The organism is Pseudomonas sp. D1HM, from assembly GCF_019266105.1.
GTDB lineage: Bacteria > Pseudomonadota > Gammaproteobacteria > Pseudomonadales > Pseudomonadaceae > Aquipseudomonas > Aquipseudomonas taetrolens.
The window spans coordinates 180,339-200,180 of record NZ_LRMN01000020.1 but is presented as its reverse complement, the minus strand read 5'-3'; the positions used below and the strand labels follow the sequence as shown (position 1 = coordinate 200,180).

Sequence of the window (19,842 nt, the reverse complement as noted above, 5' to 3'; positions counted from 1 at the left end):
AAGACAGCAATGATGATCCTCCACCATCGAATATTAAAAACCTAACGTTACGTGCACTCCCATAAACTAACTTAATACAAATACAGCCCCTCGATCCTCCGCGTTAAATCGATACGGTAATCATCGCGACCGGCGAGCACCGTAAACAATCAAACATGGCATCTAATTACGCGCCTATTGAATATTGGCTCTGTTTCGACACCTAAACAGCTCACGACTCATTCCTGAAACTCGCCAACACGGAGGTAGGCACGATTTCTTTCCAATGAGACCTTGATCATGCCCCCTGGAAGCCGTGCATTCCACGCGGCCAGCCGAAACCATCGATAGCTTCCCGCTAGCAGCTCGAAGGAATTATTCTGACGCCTTCCCAAACCCCAGAAATGACAAAGCCCGCCAAAAGGCGGGCTCTGCGGTGTAGCAATATGGCGGAGGCGATGGGATTCGAACTCATGGACCTGTTACAGTCGACGGTTTTCAAGACCGTTGCCTTAAACCACTCGGCCACACCTCCTAACGTTGTTGCGGGCGCCATAATACCTGAATGACACACGCTGTCAAACTCTCTTGATCGCTTGTTACAGAGCCTCTGCTATGATCTTTGCTACTTAACATTTCCAAACACAGGAGTATCGCCATGCGCGAACAGGATTACGCTGTTGATCGCAGCTTGCAGGCTGCTGAGCAGCTAGAGGTTAGCCGCGTCCTGCGCAACACTTATGGATTGCTGGCCCTTACTCTCGCGTTCAGCGGTGTAATGGCTTTTGTCGCCCAGCAGATGCGTGTCGGCTATCCGAATATTTTCGTGGTACTGATCGGTTTTTACGGGCTGTTCTTCTTGACCAACAAGCTGCGTGATTCGGCATGGGGCCTGGTGTCCGCTTTTGCCCTGACCGGTTTCATGGGTTTTCTGTTGGGTCCGATCCTCAACCGTTACCTGGGTATGCAGGGCGGCGCTGAGGTGGTGAGTTCCGCATTCGCGATGACAGCGCTGGTGTTCGGTGGCTTGTCGGCCTATGTATTGATCACCCGCAAGGACATGAGCTTCCTGGGCGGTTTCATCACCGCTGGCTTCTTCGTGTTGCTGGGCGCGGTTCTGGCGAGCTTCTTCTTCCAGATCAGCGGGCTGCAGCTGGCTATCAGCGCCGGTTTCGTTCTGTTCTCTTCGGTCTGCATCTTGTTCCAGACCAGCGCCATCATTCATGGCGGTGAGCGTAACTACATCATGGCGACGATCAGCCTGTATGTATCGATCTACAACCTGTTCGTCAGCTTGCTGCAACTGTTCGGCATCATGAGCCGCGACGACTGATGTACAGCACCTGACAAAAAGCCCGCTTCGGCGGGCTTTTTGTTGTCTGCGGCAAGCATCTTTAGGCGTCTGGCTTTATCATTGCGACAGATTTGCTGACAGAGCCCACCATGAAATTTTCCATTGCCCTTTATTCAGCAGCCCATGCGCCCTCTTCCCGCCGCGCCCTGCGATTCGCCGAGGCTGCGCTGGCTGGCGGCCATGAGATTGTCCGGTTGTTCTTCTATCAGGACGGTGTCCACAGCGCTTCGAGCAACATCGTGGTGCCACAGGACGAACAAGATCTTGCCCGACAATGGGCGACGTTTGTCCGTGAGCATCAGCTCGATGCCGTGGTATGCATTGCGGCGGCCCTGCGCCGCGGGGTGCTGAATGAAGAGGAAGCCGCGCGTTATCAGCGCCCGGCGGTCAACCTGGATGCGCCGTGGGAGTTGTCCGGGCTGGGGCAATTGCACGACGCGGTTCAGTCCGCCGATCGACTGATCTGCTTCGGAGGGCCTTGAAATGCCTAAGTCGCTTTTGATTATCAGCCGTCAAGCACCCTGGGCGGGGCCCGGTGCCAAAGAAGCACTGGATATCGTGCTGGCGGGAGGTGCGTTTGACCTGCCAATCGGCCTGATATTTATGGATGACGGGGTGTTCCAGCTATTACCGGAGCAAAACGCCGCCGCGATTCAACAAAAAAACCTGACGGCCAATCTGCAAGCCCTCTCCCTGTTCGGGGTAGATGAGCTGTACGCCTGCGCCTACAGCCTGGGCGAGCGCGGTATATCGCCTGCTGCGCTTGCGGTGGATGACGTCCGTACGCTGTCGGCAGAGGATGTCCGCGCACTCATTGACCGTTATGACCAGGTGATTACTCTCTGATGTCGACCTTACACGTTTTGAGCCACTCACCTTTCTCCGACACGCGCCTGGCCAGTTGCTTGCGCCTGCTTGGCGAGGATGACGGCCTGTTGCTCTGCGGCGATGCAGCCTATGCCTTGCAGCCCGACAGCAGCGCGCTTGAATGCCTTGAAAAGCGTAGCGGCAGGTTCAAGCTGTATATCCTCGAGGAGGATCTGCTGGCGCGTTACCTTGAATGCCCGCAGTGGGCGACGGTCGTGGATTACCCCGCCTTCGTCGAGTTGTCGATTACGTATGACAAGGTCAACAGCTGGCTATGAATGCACTTATCCTCGACGACAAACAGATCGAGCTGGACAAAGACGGTTACCTGGTCGATCTCAATGACTGGTCCGTTGACGTCGCGCAGGCGCTGGCCGCGCAATCAGGGATTGAGTTGAGCCCCGAGCACTGGGAAATCCTGGAGCTGCTGCGCAGTTTCTATCAGGAGTTTCAGCTGTCTCCCGCCACTCGCCCGCTGATCAAGTACACCGCGCTGAAGCTGGGTGCAGAGAAAGGCAATAGCTTGCACCTCAACCGTCTGTTCAATGGCACTCCCGCCAAGCTCGCCGCCAAGCTGGCGGGACTCCCCAAGCCGACCAATTGCCTATGAACGCTCAAGCTCCGCTCACCCTTGAAACCCCGGCCGAACACCCTTTCGCACAATTCGTGCGCATCCTGGGCAAAGGCAAACGAGGCGCTCGCAACCTGACCCGTGAAGAAGCTCGCGAAGCAATGGGCATGCTGCTTGACGAAAAGACTGAAGACACCCAGCTGGGCGCCTTCCTGATGCTGCTGCGGCACAAGGAAGAAAGCCCTGAAGAAATGGCCGGTTTTACCGAAGCGGTGCGCGAACGTTTAATCGCGCCCACGCTCAACGTCGACATTGACTGGCCTACGTACGCAGGCAAAAAACGCCATCTGCCCTGGTATTTGCTGGCGGCCAAATGCCTGGCACAGAACGGCGTGCGCATTTTCATGCATGGCGGCGGGGCTCACACCGCGGGCCGGCTCTACAGCGAACAGTTGCTCGGCGAGCTTGCGATCCCGCTGTGCCGCGATTGGCAAAGCGTCGAGGCGGCACTGGACTCAGGCCATCTGGCCTTTATGCCGCTGCAAGACTGGGCGCCGCAGCTACAGCGCATGATCGATCTGCGCAACACCTTGGGCCTGCGCTCGCCGATTCATTCGCTGGCGCGGATTCTGAACCCCCTGGGCGCACGCTGCGGCCTGCAAAGCATCTTCCACCCGGGCTACCAAAGCGTGCACCGTGAGGCCAGCGGCCTGCTGGGCGACAACAGCATCGTGATCAAGGGCGACGGCGGCGAAGTCGAAATCAACCCGGACACCCTGAGCCATCTTTACGGGACCACCGCAGGCGTTAGCTGGGACGAGGAATGGCCTGCACTGTCTTCCCAGCGCCATGTCAAACCGGCATCCCTGGAACCCGGGCATCTCAAGGCCCTGTGGCGCGGTGAAGTCGAAGACAGCTACCCGCAACTGGCGCTTATTTCGACCATGGCCCTGGCCTTGCGTGGGCTGGGTACGCCGCGTGAACAAGCCTTTGAGCTGGCACAGCGCTATTGGGATAACCGCGACAAATCGATTTAACTGATAGTTAGCGCCCACGTTTTGCGCTATTCGTTCGAACCCAGCCCTTTAAACTGAACGCCAAAGCACACCTGCCAAGGAGTTCACATGGGACTGTTAATCGATGGGCGCTGGCATGACCAGTGGTACGAAAGCAGTAAAGACGGGGCATTCCAGCGCGAACAGGCGCAACGCCGTAACTGGGTGACCGTCGACGGCTCACCCGGGCCCACCGGCACCGGCGGTTTTGCGGCCCAGGCAGGACGCTATCACCTGTACGTGTCCCTCGCCTGCCCCTGGGCTCATCGCACCCTCATTACCCGCCAGCTCAAGGGGCTTGAGTCGTTGATCGAGGTGTCTGTGGTCAGCTGGCTCATGCTCGAAAACGGCTGGACCTTCGACAAGGCCTTTGGCTCCAGCGGCGACCACCTCGATCCACTGGACTTCCTGCATCAGCGCTATACCCAAGACACTGCCGATTACACCGGCCGCGTCACGGTGCCCGTGCTCTGGGACAAACAGCAGCAATGCATCGTCAGCAATGAGTCCGCCGACATCATTCGCATGTTCAACAGCGCGTTCGACGGCCTGACCGGCAACACGCTGGATCTTTATCCGTCAGCGTTGGCCCCACAGGTCGACAGCTGGAATGACAGGATTTATCCGGCGCTGAACAATGGGGTCTACAGAGCCGGCTTTGCCACATCACAATCCGCTTATGAACAGGCATTTGATGATGTTTTTCGCGAGCTTGAAGAACTGGAACACCATCTGACAGAACATCGCTATCTAGCGGGTGAGTACTTAACTGAAGCGGACGTAAGGCTTTTCACTACTCTTATTCGTTTTGACGCGGTGTACTACAGCCATTTCAAATGCAATGAACGCCGCATTGTCGATTATCCAAGCCTGTCCAACTGGCTCAGGGAGCTTTATCAGTGGCCTGGCGTAGCTCAAACCGTGGATATGACTCACATCAAAGGGCATTATTACGCCAGCCACCGCACGATTAACCCGACGGGCATCATTCCCGTAGGTCCGGCGCTGGACTTCAACGCAGCCCATGATCGCGCCCGTCTGGCCGGCAATGGCATCTGGCAGCAGTAACCGCGCAAACAGTGCTGGCATTCAGGGCTAGCCGTACGGGCTGCCGGCCAGTAGCATCGCCCGCACTGTTTACGAGAACACCTCATGCTTATTCCTTACGACCAGCTTGAACCCGAAACCCTCACCCGCCTGATCGAAGACTTCGTGAGCCGCGACGGTACTGACAACGGCGATGACACGCCTCAAGAAACCCGTGTGCTGCGGGTCCGGCACGCGCTGAGCAAGGGCCAGGCGGTGATTTTCTTCGACCTCGAAAGCCAGCAATGCCAGTTGATGCCCAAGCATGCGGTACCCAAGGAGTTCTTTGATTAGCGGGTGCTCAAGGTCGAGTCCCGCACGCCCTTAGCCTCCTCCTTTTTAATCCGCTCGTAGATTTCCGTTCGGTGCACACCTACATCCCGAGGGGCTTCGACGCCCAGGCGCACGTGGGCACCACTGACGCCAATGATGCACACCCTAATGTTCTGGTCGATGGAAATATATTCGTCGACGGCACGGCTCAATATCAACATGGCTCTCATCCTTTTCAGTGGAGCCACAAAGACTGCATCGCATGATCTAGCGCTTCAATCCCTACAAGAGAATTCAGTAGCGTCCTACACCTACCAGAGAATTCCCCTTCAGTTACTCGAAAAGCGTGGTCCCAGCAAAATGACGGTTGCGCCCAGCACGCATAAGCCGACCCCGACCCAGTCAGAGCTCAGTGGACGAATACGCTCAACGACCGCCAGCCAGGCAATGGATGTGATGATGTAGATGCCGCCATAGGCTGCATAGGCACGCCCGGCATAAGTGGCTTCAACCTTGGTCAGGAGCAAGGCAAACGCTGTCAGGCTCAACACCGCCGGCACCACCCACCATGCGCTTTTGCCCTGGCGCAACCACATCCAGAACCCATAGCAGCCGGCTATTTCAAACACGGCGGCCAAAAAAAACCAAACATAATTAAGCATACCGCAGCCCCCCTGGATTCAGCGCGCCACCCTACCCTTGCGCTGGAGGCTGATCAAGGCAAACGTATTCTTGGCGCAGCGAATATAAAGTTGAATCTTTTACCGGCCGGACCAGTCGGATTTTATAAGCACTGCCCAGCCTTGTACCTCAAGCAGCGCCCTGTAAATCCTGCGTGTTGGCGAAACGTATCAATAAGGAAATGACTATGACCACGATTCTGCTCATCATCCTGATCTTGCTGCTGGTAGGTGGCCTGCCCGTTTTCCCGCACTCAAAAAGCTGGGGGTACGGGCCGTCCGGGATCATTGGTGCCGTTCTGATTGTGCTGCTGGTCCTGCTCTTGCTCGGCAAGATATAACGGGCCCCGGCCCTGCCGTTCAGCGCAATAAAAAAGAGGCCCAAGGGCCTCTTTTTTTATTGCGTCATGACTTACTTCGGATCTTCTACACCTGCGGTGTTATCCAGCAAGCTCTTGGTCGCGGTCTGCAGGAAGGATTCGAGCTTCTGCTTGAGCTCGGCCTCTGCCGGCGAACCGGTTACCACCTTGGCGCCAGCGTTGGCACCCAGGTTGTATTGCCACACTTTGCCCGGCATATCCTTGGGCTGAACCAGCATGTGGTCGCCACTGATGATGGCCACTGTCTGATCACTGCCCGACGGCTTGATAACGCCCGTGCCTTTGTCGCCTTCCGGCAGGGTCAACAAGTCACGACCCCAGCATTGCTGACGGAACTCGCCACCCAGACGGCCCATGATGGTGGGCACGATGTCGACCTGAGTACCGACGGTGTCATTACGCGGTCCGAACTTTTCCTGGATACCAGGCCCGATCAGCAGCAATGGCACGTTGAAGCGACCCAGATCCATCTCGGAAATCTGCTGCTCATTACCAAAGCCATGGTCACCGACCACTACAAACAGGGTTTCCTTGAAGTACGGTTCTTTACGCGCTTTCTCAAAGAACTGGCCCAATGCCCAGTCCGAATAGCGCATCGCGGTCAGGTGCATATTCAGCGGGCCACGGTCGGTCACGGGTTCGACTGGCAGCGGCGTTGGCAAGGCATACGGCGTGTGGTTGGACAGGGTTTGCAGCAGCGCATAGAACGGCTCTTTGCCTTCACGCTTTTTCAGCTCTTCCAGGCCACGGTTGAACATATCCTGATCGGACACGCCCCACGTCGGATCAGAGAACACCGGGTCAACGAAATCGTTGCGACCTACGAACGTGGTCATGCCCTGGTTGCTGAAGAAACCTGACTGGTTGTCCCAGGCGAAATCGCCGTTGTAGACATACACGTCATCGAACTTGCGTGCACTGAGCAACTCCGGCAAGCCGGACAGTTTGTGGCTGCCTTCCGGGGTTTGCATCAGGTATTCAAAACCCGGCAAGTTCGGGAAGCAGGCCATGGTCGCGAACATACCCTGGTGTGTATGCGTACCGTTGGAGAAGAAGCGATCAAACAACAGGCCTTCTTTGACCAGGTTGTCGAAATACGGCGTGATATTGCCAGGACGGCCCAGCGCACCCACCGAATGACCGGCGAAGCTTTCCATCAGGATCACGACAACGTTCTTGATCGGCAGGGTTTTCTCGTCAGGCGGCGTGGTATCACGGCGCACGGGCGCGGTGTCCGGGTCGACCAGTTTGTCGTGCTCGGTCAACAACATGTCACGAACCTTCTGCACAGCCACAGGCTCTTGCAGCGTGGCCTTCCAGACATTGGTACGGTCTTCGGAGAAACGGCTTTTCGCGGCAGCAATCAGCGACAGCGAGCCATTGAGCCCCAACTGGTTAGCGAAGTTGGAGTCTGTTGTATACGCATCACCCCAACGCAGAGGAGGTCCCTGGCGCAGGGTGCCACGAGCAGCAACCACACACACCAGCAACACCACGACGAACACGGCAACACGCCCGTACCACGGTGCCACGCCAGCGGTGCTGGCGCCTGTGGCAGCGACTGCACGAGGACGGGTCAGGCGATCTGCACCGCGGAATGCAACGTACAGCACCAGTGTGCCCACAGCCCATGACAACAAATAGCGCACCACCGGGAAGCCATACCAGAGCATGCTCATCACGGTTTGCGGGTCTTCCTTCACATACTGGAAAACCAGACCGTTAAGGCGCTGGTGGAACTCACGGTAGAAATCCATCTCCATCAGGCCCAGGAACAGCGCCAGGCTGGAAGCCGCCGTTAGCCAGAAACGCAGGACACCGCGCTGGGCCATGGCCTTGACGCTGAGCACAGCCAGCAGCAGAGGGATGCTGAGGTACACCACAATTCGCAGGTCAAAACGCAGTCCGTTGACGAACGCCTCGATGAAGGTCGAGGCCGGGGTGTCGAGGATCATTTCCTTGTTGTAAACCAGCAATGCCACCCGCAGCAGGGTGAACATCACCATCATGATCAAGGCACAGAGCAGCGTAAACGCCAGATGCGATTTGACGGTCGGTTGCAACACCCGCGAGAGCGCGGGTTGTTGTCTTGGGGCGTCCGGGATTGCCATGTCGTTTTAGGACCCATTGATTCGAGTTGAAGAAACTTTTGGTGTGCACGACCCTCGGCATCTACGCCCAAGGGCGTCGGAGTGCGGGTGTGTGCGCGGCGGGCAAATGTTGCATGATCACCAGTGGTTTGCCACTGATGCTGTAAGATTTTTTACCCAAAGTGCAGCTCGACACTGAGCGGTTACGACCCCTTCAGCGTCTGCGAGCACGCTTTGGCGTCGAGTTTTAGCGCGCGGATTGTCGTAAATGGCACGTGAAAATTTTGTCCAGAGGCTGTTTCCAAACACAAGAAAGGGCCTTTCGGCCCTTGCTTAATTGTTACCGGATTTTAATCGCTACCGGTTTCTTGCACGTGCTGCAAAACAGCGTTCTGCACTGCACCCTCACTGTTCGGCCACTTAAATGCGCACATTGCCCCGCGGCCCTGCGATGGCCCAAATAACCAGACCGAGCACCGGCAGGAAGATAATCAGCAACACCCAGAGAATTTTCGCCCCGGTTCCGGCGCCGCTTTTGATCACATTGATGATGGCCCAGATATCCAGAGCCAGAATGATCAGGCCAATCAGTCCATTAAATGTAGAACCCATGATGACACTCCTGAGTGAAGGCTGGTTCACATAGGATAGACAGCTATCGCCGGGGTTCCGTTATTTATTGCGATGGCCCGGCGATCAAACGTGAACGGCGACCTTCAGGGCTTCCAGCGACGGCTGCGCAGCGATGCCCACGTGCGCGCATAGTTCGAGTACACGGGGTACGTCATTGCCGAATACCAGCACCACCTGAATGTCGTCATCCAGTGGCTGGCTCAGGTTCATCAGTACATAACCGCCGTTTTCGGGGTTCATGCTGCCCATCTGGATTTGAATCCGGTTAAGCGCCGTGAGCGCCTCGGTCTTGGACAGTTGTTTGGGCTTGATGTTGAACGCAACACCCGGGCCGAACGACGCCACGATCTGCGCAAACAGATCCATGTAGGTGTCGGCCTGGAACAAAACCGTCTCCGGCAAGCTGCCGATCACCACCCACTCCCCCAACGGGATGGGAAAGCTGTCGTCGTAGTTGATGTCTGGATTGGCAGCCAGAAACGCCTCAGGATCGGCGTAAGCCTGAGCCGCTTCATCGGCGATCGCGGCGATTTCGTCGTCGCCCATGCACCCAGAACTGATTTTGCTGATGAGTTCAACGAGCGTGGTTTTCATGGGTATGACCTGTCACAAGGAAAATTGAGGGCGCGCAGGATATATCAATTGCGCCCCTCTTGGGTCATTGCCGTGAAGTGGCGGGCGACGATCAGCCCACGTATTTCTCGAGTTGGGCGACCGCGTCGGTAGCGCCCATGGTCTTGGCCGCGTCAAGAGCCGTAATGCCATTGGCATCTTTGGCCTTCGGGTCGGCGCCTTTGCTGATCAGGTAGTCAATGATCGCCGTGCGATTGAACATTGCCGCCATCATCAATGCCGTGCGGCCATCAAACGATGCTCCTTCAACCTGAGCGCCTCCTTCCACAAGCGCCTTGACCATCTCCAGATCGCCTTTAAAGGCGGCACCGGCAATCGGGCTCTGGCCGTTGTCATTGCGCACTTCGGGATCGGCCTTGTGTTCCAGCAAAACTTTAACGGCCTCGACGTGGCCGTGATAGCTGGCCAGCATCAACAGGGTATCGCCCTTGTGATTACGCAAGTTGGGCGGCAGCCCCTTGCTCAGCAAGGCCGCCAGCATGGCTGCATCACCTTCGCGGGCCTTGTTGAAAACCTGCTCGGCAAAGTCGGCGGCCTCTTCCGGAGTCATCTGCCGGGTTTGGTCTGCTGGCTTTTCATCTGACATGTGAGGCTCCACGTTCGCTGCAAAAAAAGCTAGTTTCCTGAGACCGCCGCCCTGTGTCATCCCTTTTTTACGGAAGACGGCGATAGCGACAATCAATCCACCCTGAAAATTCCATTTCCTTGAAATCAAATCCGCTAAAAATGGGCAAAATGCAGGATGCACGATGGCCACTCATGCAGAATGCACGACAGGCAACGTTATGCATTTTTATAAGCTATTGATTTATAAGGATTTTTTAAAATACGGATAGTGGCACAATCACTGCAACTCTTACTCCATGCAGCCCGCTGAGCAAATGGAGCTAGAAAACATGAGCCTGATCCAAGAAAAATTCTCGTCGCTTTTTACCAGCCACACGGTAACGGTCAAGCCCCGCCCGGATGGCGGCGTATTGCTCACTTTGTGCGACAGCGATGGCAAGCAGACACAGCGTTCGATCTCTTATGCCCAATTGCATACCGCAGAACAACTGACGTGGGTGATCAGCGCGATTCGTCGTGACCTGGCAGGCACTGCCAGTGAGCTTCCGTCAATTTCGCTGTTGCAAAGCCAACACCGCTTCGCCCTGCCGACCTATCACACTCGCTGATAGCGTAACGCAGGATGTAAAAAAGCCAGCAGGCGCGATCAACGCCTGCTGGCTTTTTGCTGGGTCACATTAAAGCCTGCCCACTAGCACCCGACAAAACGTCTCACTGCTCGTCAAGCCCCGGGAATCGGCTGGCGATGTCATCACCGGTGAAACTCACCCCACCGTCACCCGGGTTGTTGAACAGCCGGATAGCGACAAAATGCGGCCGTTCGCCCATGTCGAACCAATGCGGTGTACCCGCAGGTACCACAATCAGATCGTTCTTCTCACACAGCGCTGCGTATACATAATCGCCAATATGCAGGGTGAACAACCCGCGCCCGCTGACGAAGAAACGGACCACGTCTTCAGATGTTCGATGCTCATCAAGAAGCCCGGCGCGTAACTCGGCTTTTTGCGGATGGGCATCATTGAGGCGGATGACGTCCACGCCGAGATAGCCGCGCTCGGTCATCAACTGATCGATTTGCCCCCGATAAGCCTCGATCACTTCTTCCTGGTCAGCCTCCGGCCTGATCGGCGCGTCCGCTTGCCAGCGTTCAAAGCGCACGCCCTGCTCTGCCAGCGTCGAGGCGATGTCATCCAGATGGGTCAGTACTTTGTTTGGCAATTCAGGGGTTGATACGTGATAAACGGACAGGCTGCTCATGGGGCGTTATTCCTCGGCTTCGATGACTTACAGGCTCAGGTGTGTGGCCTGTCCTCTTGCAGTCGGACGGCAATGATAACGGCTGCAGCCAGCGCTGCGACGCTCGCCATACTAAAGGTGATAGTCGGACCCAGCGTGTTCCAGCTGTATCCGGCATAAAGAGCGCCCGCCGCGCCGCCAATACCGGCCAGCGTGGCGTACAGGGCCTGGCCCTGCCCTTGCTGGCCGGGGCCGAAACTGCGCTGAACAAAGGCCATGGCCGACGCATGAAAACTGCCAAACGTGGCCGCGTGCAGCAATTGCGCCAGCAGCAACACCCCCACATGCTCGGCAAACGAACCCAGCAAAAGCCAGCGCAATGCCGCCAGCATAAAGCTGAACATCAGTACCCGGCGCACCGAAAATTTCAGCAGGATACGGCGCATGGCCAGGAACATCAGCACTTCAGCCACCACCCCCAAGGCCCAGAGCAAACCGATCACACCCCGGCTATAACCCAGGTTCTCAAGGTGCAGGGTCAGAAAGGTGTAATACGGCCCGTGGCTCATCTGCATCAAGGCGACGCAGCCATAAAACGCCAGCACCCCCGGGCTGCGCAATTGTTCGAGAAAACCACCTGACAACAGTTTGCGCCCCTGGCTCGAGGGCTGGGCATTGGGCACCCACAAACTGCACAGCACGATCCCGGCCATGACCACGATCAGCGCCACCGGGTAGATGTCCAGGCTCATCCACTCGAACAGGCGCCCCAGAATCACCACCGTGAGGATGAATCCAATCGACCCCCACAAGCGCACCTGGCTGTAACGCTCGGGCTGCTCACGTAAATGGGCAAAGGTGATGACTTCGAATTGCGGCAATACGGCATGCCAGAAAAACGCGTGCAACGCCATGACCAGCGCCAGCCAGGCATAGCTCTGGCTGACAAAGATCAAGGCAAAGCTGAGCAACGTGCACAACGCGCCCAGGCGTACGATCAGCAGACGCTGGCCGGTGTAATCTCCCAGCCAGCCCCACAAGTTGGGGGCGAGGCAGCGCATCAGCATGGGAATGGCCACCAGCTCGCCAATCCGCGCACTGGAGAACCCGAGGTGATGGAAATACAGCGCCAGAAAAGGCGCTGTAGCACCGAGCAGGGCGAAATAGAAAAGATAGAAGCCCGACAAACGCCAGTAAGGAAGTGCTGCCACCGTCGTCAGACCGTGGCGCTCAACAGACCTTGCATTACAACTGGCCCAGTACGGGGGTAGTCACGCGTACATCGGCATTTTGCCCACGATGGCGCAGCAGATGATCCATCAGCACAATGGCCATCATGGCTTCGGCAATCGGCGTGGCCCGGATGCCGACGCATGGGTCATGGCGGCCCTTGGTGATCACATCAACCGGGTTACCATGGACATCGATCGAACGCCCCGGGGTGGTGATGCTCGACGTAGGCTTTAGGGCCAGGTGCGCCACGATCGGCTGCCCGGACGAAATACCGCCCAGAATCCCGCCCGCGTTATTGCTGAGGAAACCTTCAGGGGTCATCTCGTCGCGATGCTCAGTGCCGCGCTGGGCGACGCTGGCAAAGCCCGCACCGATTTCGATGCCCTTGACCGCGTTGATGCTCATCAGGGCGTGGGCCAGCTCAGCGTCCAGACGGTCGAAAATCGGCTCGCCCAGGCCTGGGATCACACCTTCTGCCACCACGGTGATCTTGGCACCTACGGAGTCCTGGTCGCGACGCAGTTGATCCATGTAGGCCTCGAGTTCCGGCACCTTGTCCGGATCGGGGCTGAAGAAGGCATTTTCTTCGACCGAGTCCCAGGTTTTGAACGGGATTTCAATCGGGCCCAACTGGCTCATGTAGCCACGAATCACAATGCCCTGGGTCGCCAGGTATTTTTTCGCGATGGCACCGGCCGCCACGCGCATGGCGGTTTCACGCGCCGAACTGCGACCGCCGCCGCGGTAGTCGCGCTCGCCATACTTGTGGTGATAGGTGTAGTCGGCGTGGGCCGGGCGGAACAGGTCCTTGATCGCCGAGTAGTCCTTGGACTTCTGGTCGGTATTGCGAATCAGCAGGCCGATGGCACAGCCGGTGGTGCGCCCTTCGAACACGCCGGAGAGGATTTCGACTTCGTCTGCTTCCTGGCGCTGCGTGGTATGGCGGCTGGTGCCCGGCTTGCGTCGATCCAGATCGCGCTGCAAGTCGTCGAGGGACAGCTCAAGCCCTGGCGGGCAGCCATCGACAATGGCGACCAACGCCGGGCCATGGCTTTCGCCAGCGGTAGTGACAGTGAACAGCTTGCCGTAGGTATTGCCGGACATGCAGGGCGCTCCGCGAAAATCAGCCGAAAAACTCAGCCTGGATAACTAAGCGCGCCAGTATACGCAGGCTGTCTCTGTAGTTCATCCTCGAACCTTATCCATCCGGGTCTGTCCAACCGGCACTTAGTCAATGATGGCGTGATGATGCTGCGAATTATCTTTCTGGTTTTAACGCTGTTCGGTACCCAGGCCCTGGCGGCCGCCCCCAATGTATTACTGCGCCCCATCGAACTGGAAACCGGCTCCGGCACGCTGTATGGCTCGCTGATGCTGCCAAAAAGTACCCGCCCGGTGCCGGTGGTGCTGATTCTGGCCGGCTCCGGCCCCACCGATCGCGACGGCAACAATACCCAGGGCGGGCGCAACGACAGCCTGAAAAAACTGGCCCGCTACCTGGCGCAAAACAACATTGCCAGTGTGCGCTTCGACAAGCGCGGCATCGCCCAAAGTGTGGCGGCAGGCCCCGACGAACGCACCCTGAGCCTTGATCAATACGTCACTGACGCCGTGGCCTGGGGCGAGAAACTGAAAAGTGACCCGCGTTTCGGCGATGTGTACATGCTGGGGCACAGCGAAGGCGCGCTGATTGCCAGCCTGGCAGCCCCTCAAATCGACGCCGCCGGCGTTATTTCCATTGCGGGGACCGGTCGCCCGGTCGGCACGGTGCTGCGTGAACAATTGCAGCGCAACCGCCTGCCACCTGCCCTGCTGCAACGCAGCTATGAATTGATCGACCGGCTCGAGGCCGGGCGCACAGACCCTGACGTGCCCAATGACCTGAAAGTGATCTTCAGGCCCAGCGTTCAGCCGTACTTGATCAGCCTGTTGCGCCGTGATCCGGCGGCGGCTTTCGCGGCACTGAAAATGCCTGCACTGATTATTCAGGGCACCCACGACATCCAGGTCGATGTCGACGATGCACGCCGGCTCAAGGCAGCCAAACCAGACGCCGAGCTGACGCTGATCGACGGTATGAACCATGTGATGCGCATCGTGCCGATGGACATAAAGCGCCAGGTCCAGTCCTACAACGATCCCAATCAGCGCTTGTCCAGCGAGCTGAATGAGCGAATTGTGCGCTTCATCACCAAAGTGAGTGCCCCATAAGCGTTTGCCCCTCCAGTCTTGCCCGTAGCGGCCGATAAACCTGTGTCGGCGGCCGTTGCCTTGTCGACATACCGGGCAAGCACAGGATTCTGCCGTTATGAGCGACAACCCATCAAACCCCGCCGGGCCAGAAGCACCAGTCATGCCCGAGGCCCCGCCATTGCCTTGGGCAGACGTGCAGCCCGAACATTTCAAGATGCTGCGCCTGGCGCCCCTGCAAACCGATCGCAGCACGGGCGCCCGCCCCCTGCGCTTTGTTCAGTTCGGCTACGCCGAGCGCAACAACACCGACCACAGCTTGCTGCGCATGAATATCCAGTTGCCCAATCAGCGGGTGCGCAAAGAGCAAAATCATCTGGACGTCTGGGTCGACCACACCACCCACCGCATCCGCGTCCTTCCTGACAGCGGCTTGCAGCTGGAACCCCTGAACCGTGGTGTGGGTCGCTTCCTCATGGCCCAGGGTATTCAATGGGCGCAAAAAAAATGGTCGCACTACCGCTTTGACAGCATGCTCTTGCCCAGCAAGGACGCCTTGAATGAAGACGCTCGCCTGCGCCGCGATCACAGTTTGCGCACCCAGGGATTTGATGTGGTGTATGCCGACGCCCAGCACCTGAAGTCGCATATCGAAGACGTGCAAGCCGGTGAGTTGTTCGACGCCTGGAACAGCGAAAAGCTGCAACTGGTCGACATTCTTGAGGCCGCGCAGATGCTTCAACAGGCAGAACAGAACCTGCTGGAAATGGAAGTAAAACTGCGGGAGAAAGAAGAGAGAATCAGCCGGTTCCAGCGCGAAGACACCGGCTTGCGTTTCACCATCACCTGCCTGGTGGCGTTCGCTGTATTCCAGGCCGGGCTGTTGATCTGGATTGCGACCCACCGCTAGCAAAGAAGTGTGCATCGCCTGTAGACACACTGCTGCCCGTCATGCGCTCGGCAGCGGCTACTGGCATTCGTAGCCGTTGCCGAGCGCTGCGAGGTTACGTCCGGTGCGCACCGGACGCAGCCTTCGGCAGCGGCTACATATCAGATACGGGCAGCAAACAACGCCTGATGTTCGCGGCATTGTTCCGCGGTGAGCATGAACACGCCATGACCGCCGCGCTCGAATTCAAGCCAGGCAAAGTCGACTTCTGGGTACAGCGACTCGACATGCACCTGACTGTTGCCCACTTCAACGATCAACAAACCCTTGTCAGTCAGATGATCAGCCGCCTCGGCCAGCATCCGGCGAACCAGGTTCAGCCCGTCATCCCCACAGGCCAGGCCCAGTTCAGGTTCATGCTGGTATTCAGCCGGCATGTCGGCGAAGTCTTCGGCGTCGACATAGGGCGGGTTGGAAACGATCAGGTCGAAGCGCTGACCCGGCAGGCCGTCGAAGCCATCACCCTGAACGGTGTACACACGCTCATCGACACCATGGCGCTCAATGTTCTGGTTAGCGACTTCAAGGGCTTCGTATGACAGGTCGGCCAGTACCACTTCAGCGTTCTGGAACTCATAGGCGCAGGCGATACCGATGCAGCCCGACCCCGTGCACAGGTCAAGAATACGCGCAGGCTCGGCGGCCAGCCAGGGCTCGAAACGGTTTTCGATCAACTCGCCAATCGGCGAACGCGGGATCAGTACGCGCTCGTCAACGATGAACGACATGCCGCAAAACCAGGCTTCGCCCAACAGATAGGCGGTCGGGATACGCTCTTCGATACGGCGCTTGAGCAAATGTTGCAGATTGACCAGTTCGTCGTCTTCAAGACGGCAATCCAGATAACTGTCCGCGATTTCCCACGGCAGGTTCAGTGCTCCTAACACCAACTGGCGGGCTTCGTCCCAAGCGTTATCGGTACCATGACCAAAGAACAGCTCTTCCCCATGAAAGTGGCTAACGGCCCAGCGAATATGGTCGCGCAAAGTGCGCAGGCGGGAAGTGATCAATGGTCTTACTCCTCAAAATCGACCGATGATTCTAACAGCCAAATCCCGACGCGGCCAAAGTTGTGCCGGGCGGTTGCTCAGCCGTGGCCAAAGAGCGTAAGTTCCGCCATAAAAAATCGTACCATCGTTCCATTTCGTACATTTTTTGGTTCTACTGCTAGCACTTGACATCGCTGCAGCCCAGCAACCATCACGCTTACACGACTGACCATTCACATAAGCGCTCCGCCAGTGGAGAATGTCGCAAAAGCCCCACCTGAAGGAGCCCCCGAATGCCCGCTTTAAAGACGATGTTTCAACTCACTGGACGTGGTTATGCCGCTGCCAGTCTGAGTAATGCCAGCCTGCTGATCATTGATGCGCAAAATGAATACCTGAGCGGGCCATTGGCCTTGTCCGGAATGGAAGCTGCCACTGCCAACATCGCCCTTTTGCTCGAAGCTGCCCGCAAGGCCAAGCGCCCCGTGGTTCACATCCGTCACCTGGGCACCGTGGGCGGCATGTTCGACCCCCAGGGCGAGCGCGGCAACTTCATCAAAGGCCTGGAACCTCAGGGCGATGAACTGATCATCGAAAAACGCATGCCCAACGCCTTCAACGACACCGGCCTGCAAAAAACCCTGGAAAACCTCGGTTCGCTGGATGTCATCGTATGCGGCTTCATGAGCCACTCCAGCGTCAGCACCACCGTTCGCGCTGCAAAGGACTATGGTTTGCGCTGCACCCTGGTCGAGGACGCCTGCGCAACCCGTGACCTGCCGACTCCGGACGGCGGCGTGATCAGCGCACAGCAGGTGCAAAGAACCGAAATGGCTATCATGAACGATAACTTCGCGACCCTGACACTGACCCGGAATTTGATCTGACACGACTCCGGACAGGCTGCATGCTTGACCTGCCTGTCCAGGATCCACCTCCAGCTGTATGCCTGCGGTCTATTTCAGTGCATGCAAGGAACAACCCGCCCATGTTCCTGTCGAAGGGCCGATACCCTACAAGGAAAAATCGGAATGAAGATCTCCGATGGTTTTGATGCTCGGCGCTTACGCCCCAAATCCCATGGCAACTGGGGATCACGCCTGGTACTGATATTTTCTGCGCTGCTCGCCCTGTTCGGCGCAGTGCTGTTTCTGGCGGGCTTGATCAGCCTGGTTAGCCAACCCGCCGCCCTGGGCGATCTCAATGCCAGCCCGGCCGGTGCGACGCTGGTACTGGTGTTCGGCTTGCTGATCTTCTGGCTGGGTGTCTGGCTGTGGCGGCGGCGCCGTCGGCAAATGCGTCAGCCGTTCGGACTGAACATGGCCCCGCACCTGATGAAAAAACGCGACTGAAGCAGATCCGCCGCACGCCGGTCGTCGACTTGGGTAAACTGTGCGCCCTTCGCGGAGGCTGACATGCAAGACGACGATTTTTCCCTGTTCAAAAACGAGATTCGCGGTGTCAAACCGATCAAGCATGATCGGGCCGACACCGGCAAACCCAAAGCTGATCGGGCACAACTGGCCAAGCTGCGCCAATCGGCGACCGTGCGCTCCAACGAGACCATCATCGACGGTTTGTCAGACCAGTTCGTGATTGATGTCGGCCCCGAAGACTCACTCATCTGGTCACGTGACGGCGTGCAGGAAAGCCAGATGCGCAAGCTCAAGCTGGGCCAGATCGGCTTCGAAGGCAGCCTCGATCTGCACGGCATGAGTGTTGAAAAAGCCCGCGAGACCCTTTGGGAATTCCTCACCGAGGCCACCCGCCTCGAAGTACGCTGCGTGCGCGTCACTCACGGCAAGGCCGTGCGTCTTGACGGCAAACGCCCCATGATCAAAAGCCACGTCAATACCTGGCTGCGCCAGCATTCACAGGTGCTGGGCTTCTGCTCCTGCCAGGCCAGGCACGGCGGCGCAGGGGCGGTTTACGTCATGCTCAAGCGCACCATGATGGACGGTCGCGACGAGTGAGCCGTGTCACCACACTTGCAGCGCCGCGCCAGCCCCCGTACCCTTGCTCTTTGCGAAAAATCCCACAGGTAGATTAATGTCCCTGGAACAAAACTACACCGCCATCCTCGGTCAGCTTGGCGAAGACGTCTCCCGTGAGGGCCTGCTGGACACGCCAAAGCGTGCCGCCAAGGCCATGCAGTATCTTTGCCGCGGCTACGAACAAACCCTCGAAGAAGTCACCAACGGTGCCTTGTTCAGCTCCGACAACAGCGAAATGGTGCTGGTCAAGGACATCGAGCTTTACTCGTTGTGCGAACACCACATGCTGCCGTTTATCGGCAAGGCCCACGTTGCTTATATTCCGAGCGGCAAGGTGCTGGGTCTGTCGAAAGTGGCACGCATCGTCGACATGTACGCCCGTCGCCTGCAGATCCAGGAAAACCTCAGCCGCCAGATCGCCGACGCGGTGATGCAAGTCACCGGCGCGCTGGGTGTTGCCGTGGTGATTGAAGCCAAGCACATGTGCATGATGATGCGCGGTGTCGAGAAGCAAAACTCCTCGATGATTACGTCGGTGATGCTGGGCGAGTTCCGCGAAAATGCGGCCACCCGCAGCGAGTTTCTCAGCCTGATCAAGTAATTCCCGTACCAAAAAGAACCGGCGTTCATCGCCGGTTTTTTTCCGCCTGCCATTTTCAGGTAAGCTGCGGCCCTTCTTTACTCGCCCATGAGGCTACTACTGTGTTTATCAAAGCGCTTCGCGTAGGCCTGGGTCAGCTGATCATCGCTGGCGATTTCATCACCCGCCCCAGCAAAAAACAGCGCCCCGCCGCCGCCCAGGCACAGGTCGATCAAGCCGCCAAAGGCCTGACCCTGTACCAGTTCCATGCTTGCCCGTTCTGTGTAAAAACCCGCCGCACCCTGCGCCGCCTGAATGTGCCGGTGGCGCTGCGTGACGCCAAAAACAATGCTCAGGATCGCCAGACCCTGCTGGAGCAAGGCGGCAAGATCAAAGTGCCTTGCCTGCGCATTGAAGAAGATGGCAAGACCACCTGGATGTATGAATCCAAGGTCATCATCGATTACCTGAACCAGCGGTTTGCCAACGTTTAAACGCCC

General features: G+C 57.7%; 27 protein-coding genes and 1 tRNA gene. 17 read left to right on the top strand and 11 right to left on the bottom strand.

The window, feature by feature from the left end; genetic code table 11:
• Positions 1 to 426: 426 nt before the first annotated feature.
• Positions 427 to 514: transfer RNA gene (locus AWM69_RS19835), tRNA-Ser, on the bottom strand.
• A gap of 123 nt (positions 515 to 637) precedes the next feature.
• On the opposite strand from AWM69_RS19835, the gene AWM69_RS19830 reads away from it, so the two are divergent.
• The 8 genes from AWM69_RS19830 (at position 638) to AWM69_RS19795 (ending at position 5,206) form a co-directional block, all read left to right on the top strand.
• On the top strand, positions 638 to 1,312 hold the full coding sequence (locus tag AWM69_RS19830; protein ID WP_048383111.1) for a Bax inhibitor-1/YccA family protein: 675 nt from the start codon (positions 638 to 640) through the stop codon (positions 1,310 to 1,312).
• Positions 1,313 to 1,422: 110 nt separating this feature from the next.
• Entirely contained in the window at positions 1,423 to 1,815 is a 393-nt protein-coding gene (tusD, locus tag AWM69_RS19825; protein WP_218728079.1) for a sulfurtransferase complex subunit TusD, read from the top strand.
• Between the two features lies 1 nt (position 1,816).
• Positions 1,817 to 2,179: a sulfurtransferase complex subunit TusC gene (tusC, locus tag AWM69_RS19820; protein WP_218728077.1), complete on the top strand. Its 363-nt coding sequence runs from the start codon at positions 1,817 to 1,819 to the stop codon at positions 2,177 to 2,179.
• Complete coding sequence (gene tusB / locus AWM69_RS19815; protein ID WP_218728075.1) at positions 2,179 to 2,478, top strand: sulfurtransferase complex subunit TusB; 300 nt, start codon at positions 2,179 to 2,181, stop codon at positions 2,476 to 2,478. The genes tusC and tusB overlap by 1 nt, the downstream gene beginning before the upstream one ends.
• Positions 2,475 to 2,810 carry a TusE/DsrC/DsvC family sulfur relay protein gene (locus tag AWM69_RS19810; RefSeq protein ID WP_048383107.1) on the top strand — a complete coding sequence of 112 codons (336 nt, stop codon included), beginning with the start codon at positions 2,475 to 2,477 and terminating at the stop codon, positions 2,808 to 2,810. Before tusB ends, AWM69_RS19810 begins: the two co-directional genes overlap by 4 nt.
• Positions 2,807 to 3,808, top strand: a complete 1,002-nt coding sequence (locus tag AWM69_RS19805) for a glycosyl transferase family protein (protein ID WP_218728074.1) — start codon at positions 2,807 to 2,809, stop codon at positions 3,806 to 3,808. The genes AWM69_RS19810 and AWM69_RS19805 overlap by 4 nt, the downstream gene beginning before the upstream one ends.
• An 87-nt stretch (positions 3,809 to 3,895) precedes the next feature.
• A complete protein-coding gene (locus AWM69_RS19800) occupies positions 3,896 to 4,894 on the top strand; it encodes a glutathione S-transferase family protein (protein WP_218728072.1) in 999 nt (332 codons plus the stop codon).
• Between the two features lie 84 nt (positions 4,895 to 4,978).
• Positions 4,979 to 5,206 carry a YheU family protein gene (locus AWM69_RS19795; RefSeq protein ID WP_048383104.1) on the top strand — a complete coding sequence of 76 codons (228 nt, stop codon included), beginning with the start codon at positions 4,979 to 4,981 and terminating at the stop codon, positions 5,204 to 5,206.
• On the opposite strand, the gene csrA is transcribed toward AWM69_RS19795, so the two are convergent.
• Together csrA and AWM69_RS19785 are read right to left on the bottom strand one after the other, a co-directional pair.
• Positions 5,203 to 5,406, bottom strand: a complete 204-nt coding sequence (gene csrA / locus AWM69_RS19790; protein ID WP_218728070.1) for a carbon storage regulator CsrA — start codon at positions 5,404 to 5,406, stop codon at positions 5,203 to 5,205. The two genes, AWM69_RS19795 and csrA, sit on opposite strands and share 4 nt — an antisense overlap.
• Positions 5,407 to 5,514: 108 nt before the next feature.
• On the bottom strand, positions 5,515 to 5,847 hold the full coding sequence (locus AWM69_RS19785; RefSeq protein ID WP_131654442.1) for a YnfA family protein: 333 nt from the start codon (positions 5,845 to 5,847) through the stop codon (positions 5,515 to 5,517).
• 200 nt (positions 5,848 to 6,047) lie between these two features.
• Here AWM69_RS19785 and AWM69_RS19780 point away from each other — a divergent pair, with 200 nt between their 5' ends.
• Positions 6,048 to 6,206, top strand: a complete 159-nt coding sequence (locus tag AWM69_RS19780) for a DUF3309 family protein (RefSeq protein WP_162199359.1) — start codon at positions 6,048 to 6,050, stop codon at positions 6,204 to 6,206.
• A 71-nt stretch (positions 6,207 to 6,277) separates the two neighbouring features.
• Here the strand turns inward: AWM69_RS19780 and AWM69_RS19775 are convergent, their stop codons facing one another.
• The 4 genes from AWM69_RS19775 to AWM69_RS19760 form a co-directional block, all read right to left on the bottom strand.
• Positions 6,278 to 8,356, bottom strand: a complete 2,079-nt coding sequence (locus AWM69_RS19775) for an LTA synthase family protein (protein ID WP_131654443.1) — start codon at positions 8,354 to 8,356, stop codon at positions 6,278 to 6,280.
• Positions 8,357 to 8,755: 399 nt separating this feature from the next.
• Positions 8,756 to 8,947, bottom strand: a complete 192-nt coding sequence (locus AWM69_RS19770; RefSeq protein ID WP_048383099.1) for a PLDc N-terminal domain-containing protein — start codon at positions 8,945 to 8,947, stop codon at positions 8,756 to 8,758.
• An 84-nt stretch (positions 8,948 to 9,031) separates the two neighbouring features.
• Positions 9,032 to 9,562: a hypothetical protein gene (locus AWM69_RS19765; protein WP_218728068.1), complete on the bottom strand. Its 531-nt coding sequence runs from the start codon at positions 9,560 to 9,562 to the stop codon at positions 9,032 to 9,034.
• 91 nt (positions 9,563 to 9,653) lie between these two features.
• Positions 9,654 to 10,187: an ankyrin repeat domain-containing protein gene (locus AWM69_RS19760; protein WP_218728167.1), complete on the bottom strand. Its 534-nt coding sequence runs from the start codon at positions 10,185 to 10,187 to the stop codon at positions 9,654 to 9,656.
• Between the two features lie 310 nt (positions 10,188 to 10,497).
• Between AWM69_RS19760 and AWM69_RS19755 the strand changes: the two genes are divergently transcribed.
• Positions 10,498 to 10,776, top strand: a complete 279-nt coding sequence (locus tag AWM69_RS19755; RefSeq protein ID WP_131654445.1) for a DUF3509 domain-containing protein — start codon at positions 10,498 to 10,500, stop codon at positions 10,774 to 10,776.
• A gap of 103 nt (positions 10,777 to 10,879) precedes the next feature.
• Here the strand turns inward: AWM69_RS19755 and AWM69_RS19750 are convergent, their stop codons facing one another.
• From AWM69_RS19750 to aroC, 3 genes are read right to left on the bottom strand one after another with little or no spacing between them, the layout of a single operon-like run.
• Positions 10,880 to 11,428: an acireductone dioxygenase gene (locus tag AWM69_RS19750; protein WP_218728066.1), complete on the bottom strand. Its 549-nt coding sequence runs from the start codon at positions 11,426 to 11,428 to the stop codon at positions 10,880 to 10,882.
• 35 nt (positions 11,429 to 11,463) lie between these two features.
• Positions 11,464 to 12,618 carry an MFS transporter gene (locus AWM69_RS19745; RefSeq protein ID WP_218728065.1) on the bottom strand — a complete coding sequence of 385 codons (1,155 nt, stop codon included), beginning with the start codon at positions 12,616 to 12,618 and terminating at the stop codon, positions 11,464 to 11,466.
• Between the two features lie 34 nt (positions 12,619 to 12,652).
• The gene (gene aroC, locus AWM69_RS19740) at positions 12,653 to 13,744 is read right to left on the bottom strand and encodes a chorismate synthase (RefSeq protein ID WP_218728063.1); all 1,092 of its coding nucleotides are present in this window, start codon (positions 13,742 to 13,744) and stop codon (positions 12,653 to 12,655) included.
• Positions 13,745 to 13,885: 141 nt separating this feature from the next.
• On the opposite strand from aroC, the gene AWM69_RS19735 reads away from it, so the two are divergent.
• Both AWM69_RS19735 and AWM69_RS19730 read left to right on the top strand, forming a co-directional pair.
• Positions 13,886 to 14,851, top strand: a complete 966-nt coding sequence (locus AWM69_RS19735) for an alpha/beta hydrolase (protein ID WP_131654449.1) — start codon at positions 13,886 to 13,888, stop codon at positions 14,849 to 14,851.
• Positions 14,852 to 14,948: 97 nt separating this feature from the next.
• Positions 14,949 to 15,740, top strand: a complete 792-nt coding sequence (locus AWM69_RS19730) for a hypothetical protein (RefSeq protein WP_131654450.1) — start codon at positions 14,949 to 14,951, stop codon at positions 15,738 to 15,740.
• A 140-nt stretch (positions 15,741 to 15,880) separates the two neighbouring features.
• Here the strand turns inward: AWM69_RS19730 and prmB are convergent, their stop codons facing one another.
• Positions 15,881 to 16,789, bottom strand: a complete 909-nt coding sequence (gene prmB / locus AWM69_RS19725; protein ID WP_048383090.1) for a 50S ribosomal protein L3 N(5)-glutamine methyltransferase — start codon at positions 16,787 to 16,789, stop codon at positions 15,881 to 15,883.
• A 272-nt stretch (positions 16,790 to 17,061) separates the two neighbouring features.
• Between prmB and AWM69_RS19720 the strand changes: the two genes are divergently transcribed.
• The 5 genes from AWM69_RS19720 to AWM69_RS19700 all read left to right on the top strand — a co-directional run bounded on the left by AWM69_RS19720 (position 17,062) and on the right by AWM69_RS19700 (position 19,836).
• Positions 17,062 to 17,655, top strand: a complete 594-nt coding sequence (locus AWM69_RS19720; RefSeq protein WP_048383089.1) for a cysteine hydrolase family protein — start codon at positions 17,062 to 17,064, stop codon at positions 17,653 to 17,655.
• Positions 17,656 to 17,799: 144 nt separating this feature from the next.
• Positions 17,800 to 18,120: a hypothetical protein gene (locus AWM69_RS19715; RefSeq protein WP_131654451.1), complete on the top strand. Its 321-nt coding sequence runs from the start codon at positions 17,800 to 17,802 to the stop codon at positions 18,118 to 18,120.
• 63 nt (positions 18,121 to 18,183) lie between these two features.
• Entirely contained in the window at positions 18,184 to 18,741 is a 558-nt protein-coding gene (locus AWM69_RS19710; RefSeq protein WP_048383087.1) for a Smr/MutS family protein, read from the top strand.
• A 76-nt stretch (positions 18,742 to 18,817) separates the two neighbouring features.
• Positions 18,818 to 19,363, top strand: coding sequence for a GTP cyclohydrolase I FolE (gene folE, locus AWM69_RS19705; RefSeq protein WP_048383086.1), 546 nt, complete (start codon positions 18,818 to 18,820; stop codon positions 19,361 to 19,363).
• Positions 19,364 to 19,464: 101 nt separating this feature from the next.
• Positions 19,465 to 19,836, top strand: a complete 372-nt coding sequence (locus tag AWM69_RS19700; protein WP_131654452.1) for a glutathione S-transferase N-terminal domain-containing protein — start codon at positions 19,465 to 19,467, stop codon at positions 19,834 to 19,836.
• The last annotated feature ends 6 nt before the right edge of the window (positions 19,837 to 19,842 follow it).

Bases quoted from the DNA above. Each gene is read 5' to 3' on its own strand.
- AWM69_RS19830 (WP_048383111.1), top strand. From the start codon at position 638: ATGCGCGAACAGGATTACGCTGTTGATCGCAGCTTGCAGGCTGCTGAG.
- AWM69_RS19715 (WP_131654451.1), top strand. From the start codon at position 17,800: ATGAAGATCTCCGATGGTTTTGATGCTCGGCGCTTACGCCCCAAATCC.
- csrA (WP_218728070.1), bottom strand. From the start codon at position 5,406: ATGTTGATATTGAGCCGTGCCGTCGACGAATATATTTCCATCGACCAG.
- AWM69_RS19730 (WP_131654450.1), top strand. From the start codon at position 14,949: ATGAGCGACAACCCATCAAACCCCGCCGGGCCAGAAGCACCAGTCATG.
- folE (WP_048383086.1), top strand. From the start codon at position 18,818: ATGTCCCTGGAACAAAACTACACCGCCATCCTCGGTCAGCTTGGCGAA.
- AWM69_RS19810 (WP_048383107.1), top strand. From the start codon at position 2,475: ATGAATGCACTTATCCTCGACGACAAACAGATCGAGCTGGACAAAGAC.
- AWM69_RS19765 (WP_218728068.1), bottom strand. From the start codon at position 9,562: ATGAAAACCACGCTCGTTGAACTCATCAGCAAAATCAGTTCTGGGTGC.
- AWM69_RS19750 (WP_218728066.1), bottom strand. From the start codon at position 11,428: ATGAGCAGCCTGTCCGTTTATCACGTATCAACCCCTGAATTGCCAAAC.
- AWM69_RS19735 (WP_131654449.1), top strand. From the start codon at position 13,886: ATGATGCTGCGAATTATCTTTCTGGTTTTAACGCTGTTCGGTACCCAG.
- tusD (WP_218728079.1), top strand. From the start codon at position 1,423: ATGAAATTTTCCATTGCCCTTTATTCAGCAGCCCATGCGCCCTCTTCC.
- AWM69_RS19770 (WP_048383099.1), bottom strand. From the start codon at position 8,947: ATGGGTTCTACATTTAATGGACTGATTGGCCTGATCATTCTGGCTCTG.
- AWM69_RS19800 (WP_218728072.1), top strand. From the start codon at position 3,896: ATGGGACTGTTAATCGATGGGCGCTGGCATGACCAGTGGTACGAAAGC.
- AWM69_RS19755 (WP_131654445.1), top strand. From the start codon at position 10,498: ATGAGCCTGATCCAAGAAAAATTCTCGTCGCTTTTTACCAGCCACACG.
- AWM69_RS19720 (WP_048383089.1), top strand. From the start codon at position 17,062: ATGCCCGCTTTAAAGACGATGTTTCAACTCACTGGACGTGGTTATGCC.
- AWM69_RS19710 (WP_048383087.1), top strand. From the start codon at position 18,184: ATGCAAGACGACGATTTTTCCCTGTTCAAAAACGAGATTCGCGGTGTC.
- tusC (WP_218728077.1), top strand. From the start codon at position 1,817: ATGCCTAAGTCGCTTTTGATTATCAGCCGTCAAGCACCCTGGGCGGGG.
- AWM69_RS19785 (WP_131654442.1), bottom strand. From the start codon at position 5,847: ATGCTTAATTATGTTTGGTTTTTTTTGGCCGCCGTGTTTGAAATAGCC.
- AWM69_RS19775 (WP_131654443.1), bottom strand. From the start codon at position 8,356: ATGGCAATCCCGGACGCCCCAAGACAACAACCCGCGCTCTCGCGGGTG.
- AWM69_RS19760 (WP_218728167.1), bottom strand. From the start codon at position 10,187: ATGTCAGATGAAAAGCCAGCAGACCAAACCCGGCAGATGACTCCGGAA.
- AWM69_RS19795 (WP_048383104.1), top strand. From the start codon at position 4,979: ATGCTTATTCCTTACGACCAGCTTGAACCCGAAACCCTCACCCGCCTG.
- AWM69_RS19805 (WP_218728074.1), top strand. From the start codon at position 2,807: ATGAACGCTCAAGCTCCGCTCACCCTTGAAACCCCGGCCGAACACCCT.
- aroC (WP_218728063.1), bottom strand. From the start codon at position 13,744: ATGTCCGGCAATACCTACGGCAAGCTGTTCACTGTCACTACCGCTGGC.
- tusB (WP_218728075.1), top strand. From the start codon at position 2,179: ATGTCGACCTTACACGTTTTGAGCCACTCACCTTTCTCCGACACGCGC.
- AWM69_RS19780 (WP_162199359.1), top strand. From the start codon at position 6,048: ATGACTATGACCACGATTCTGCTCATCATCCTGATCTTGCTGCTGGTA.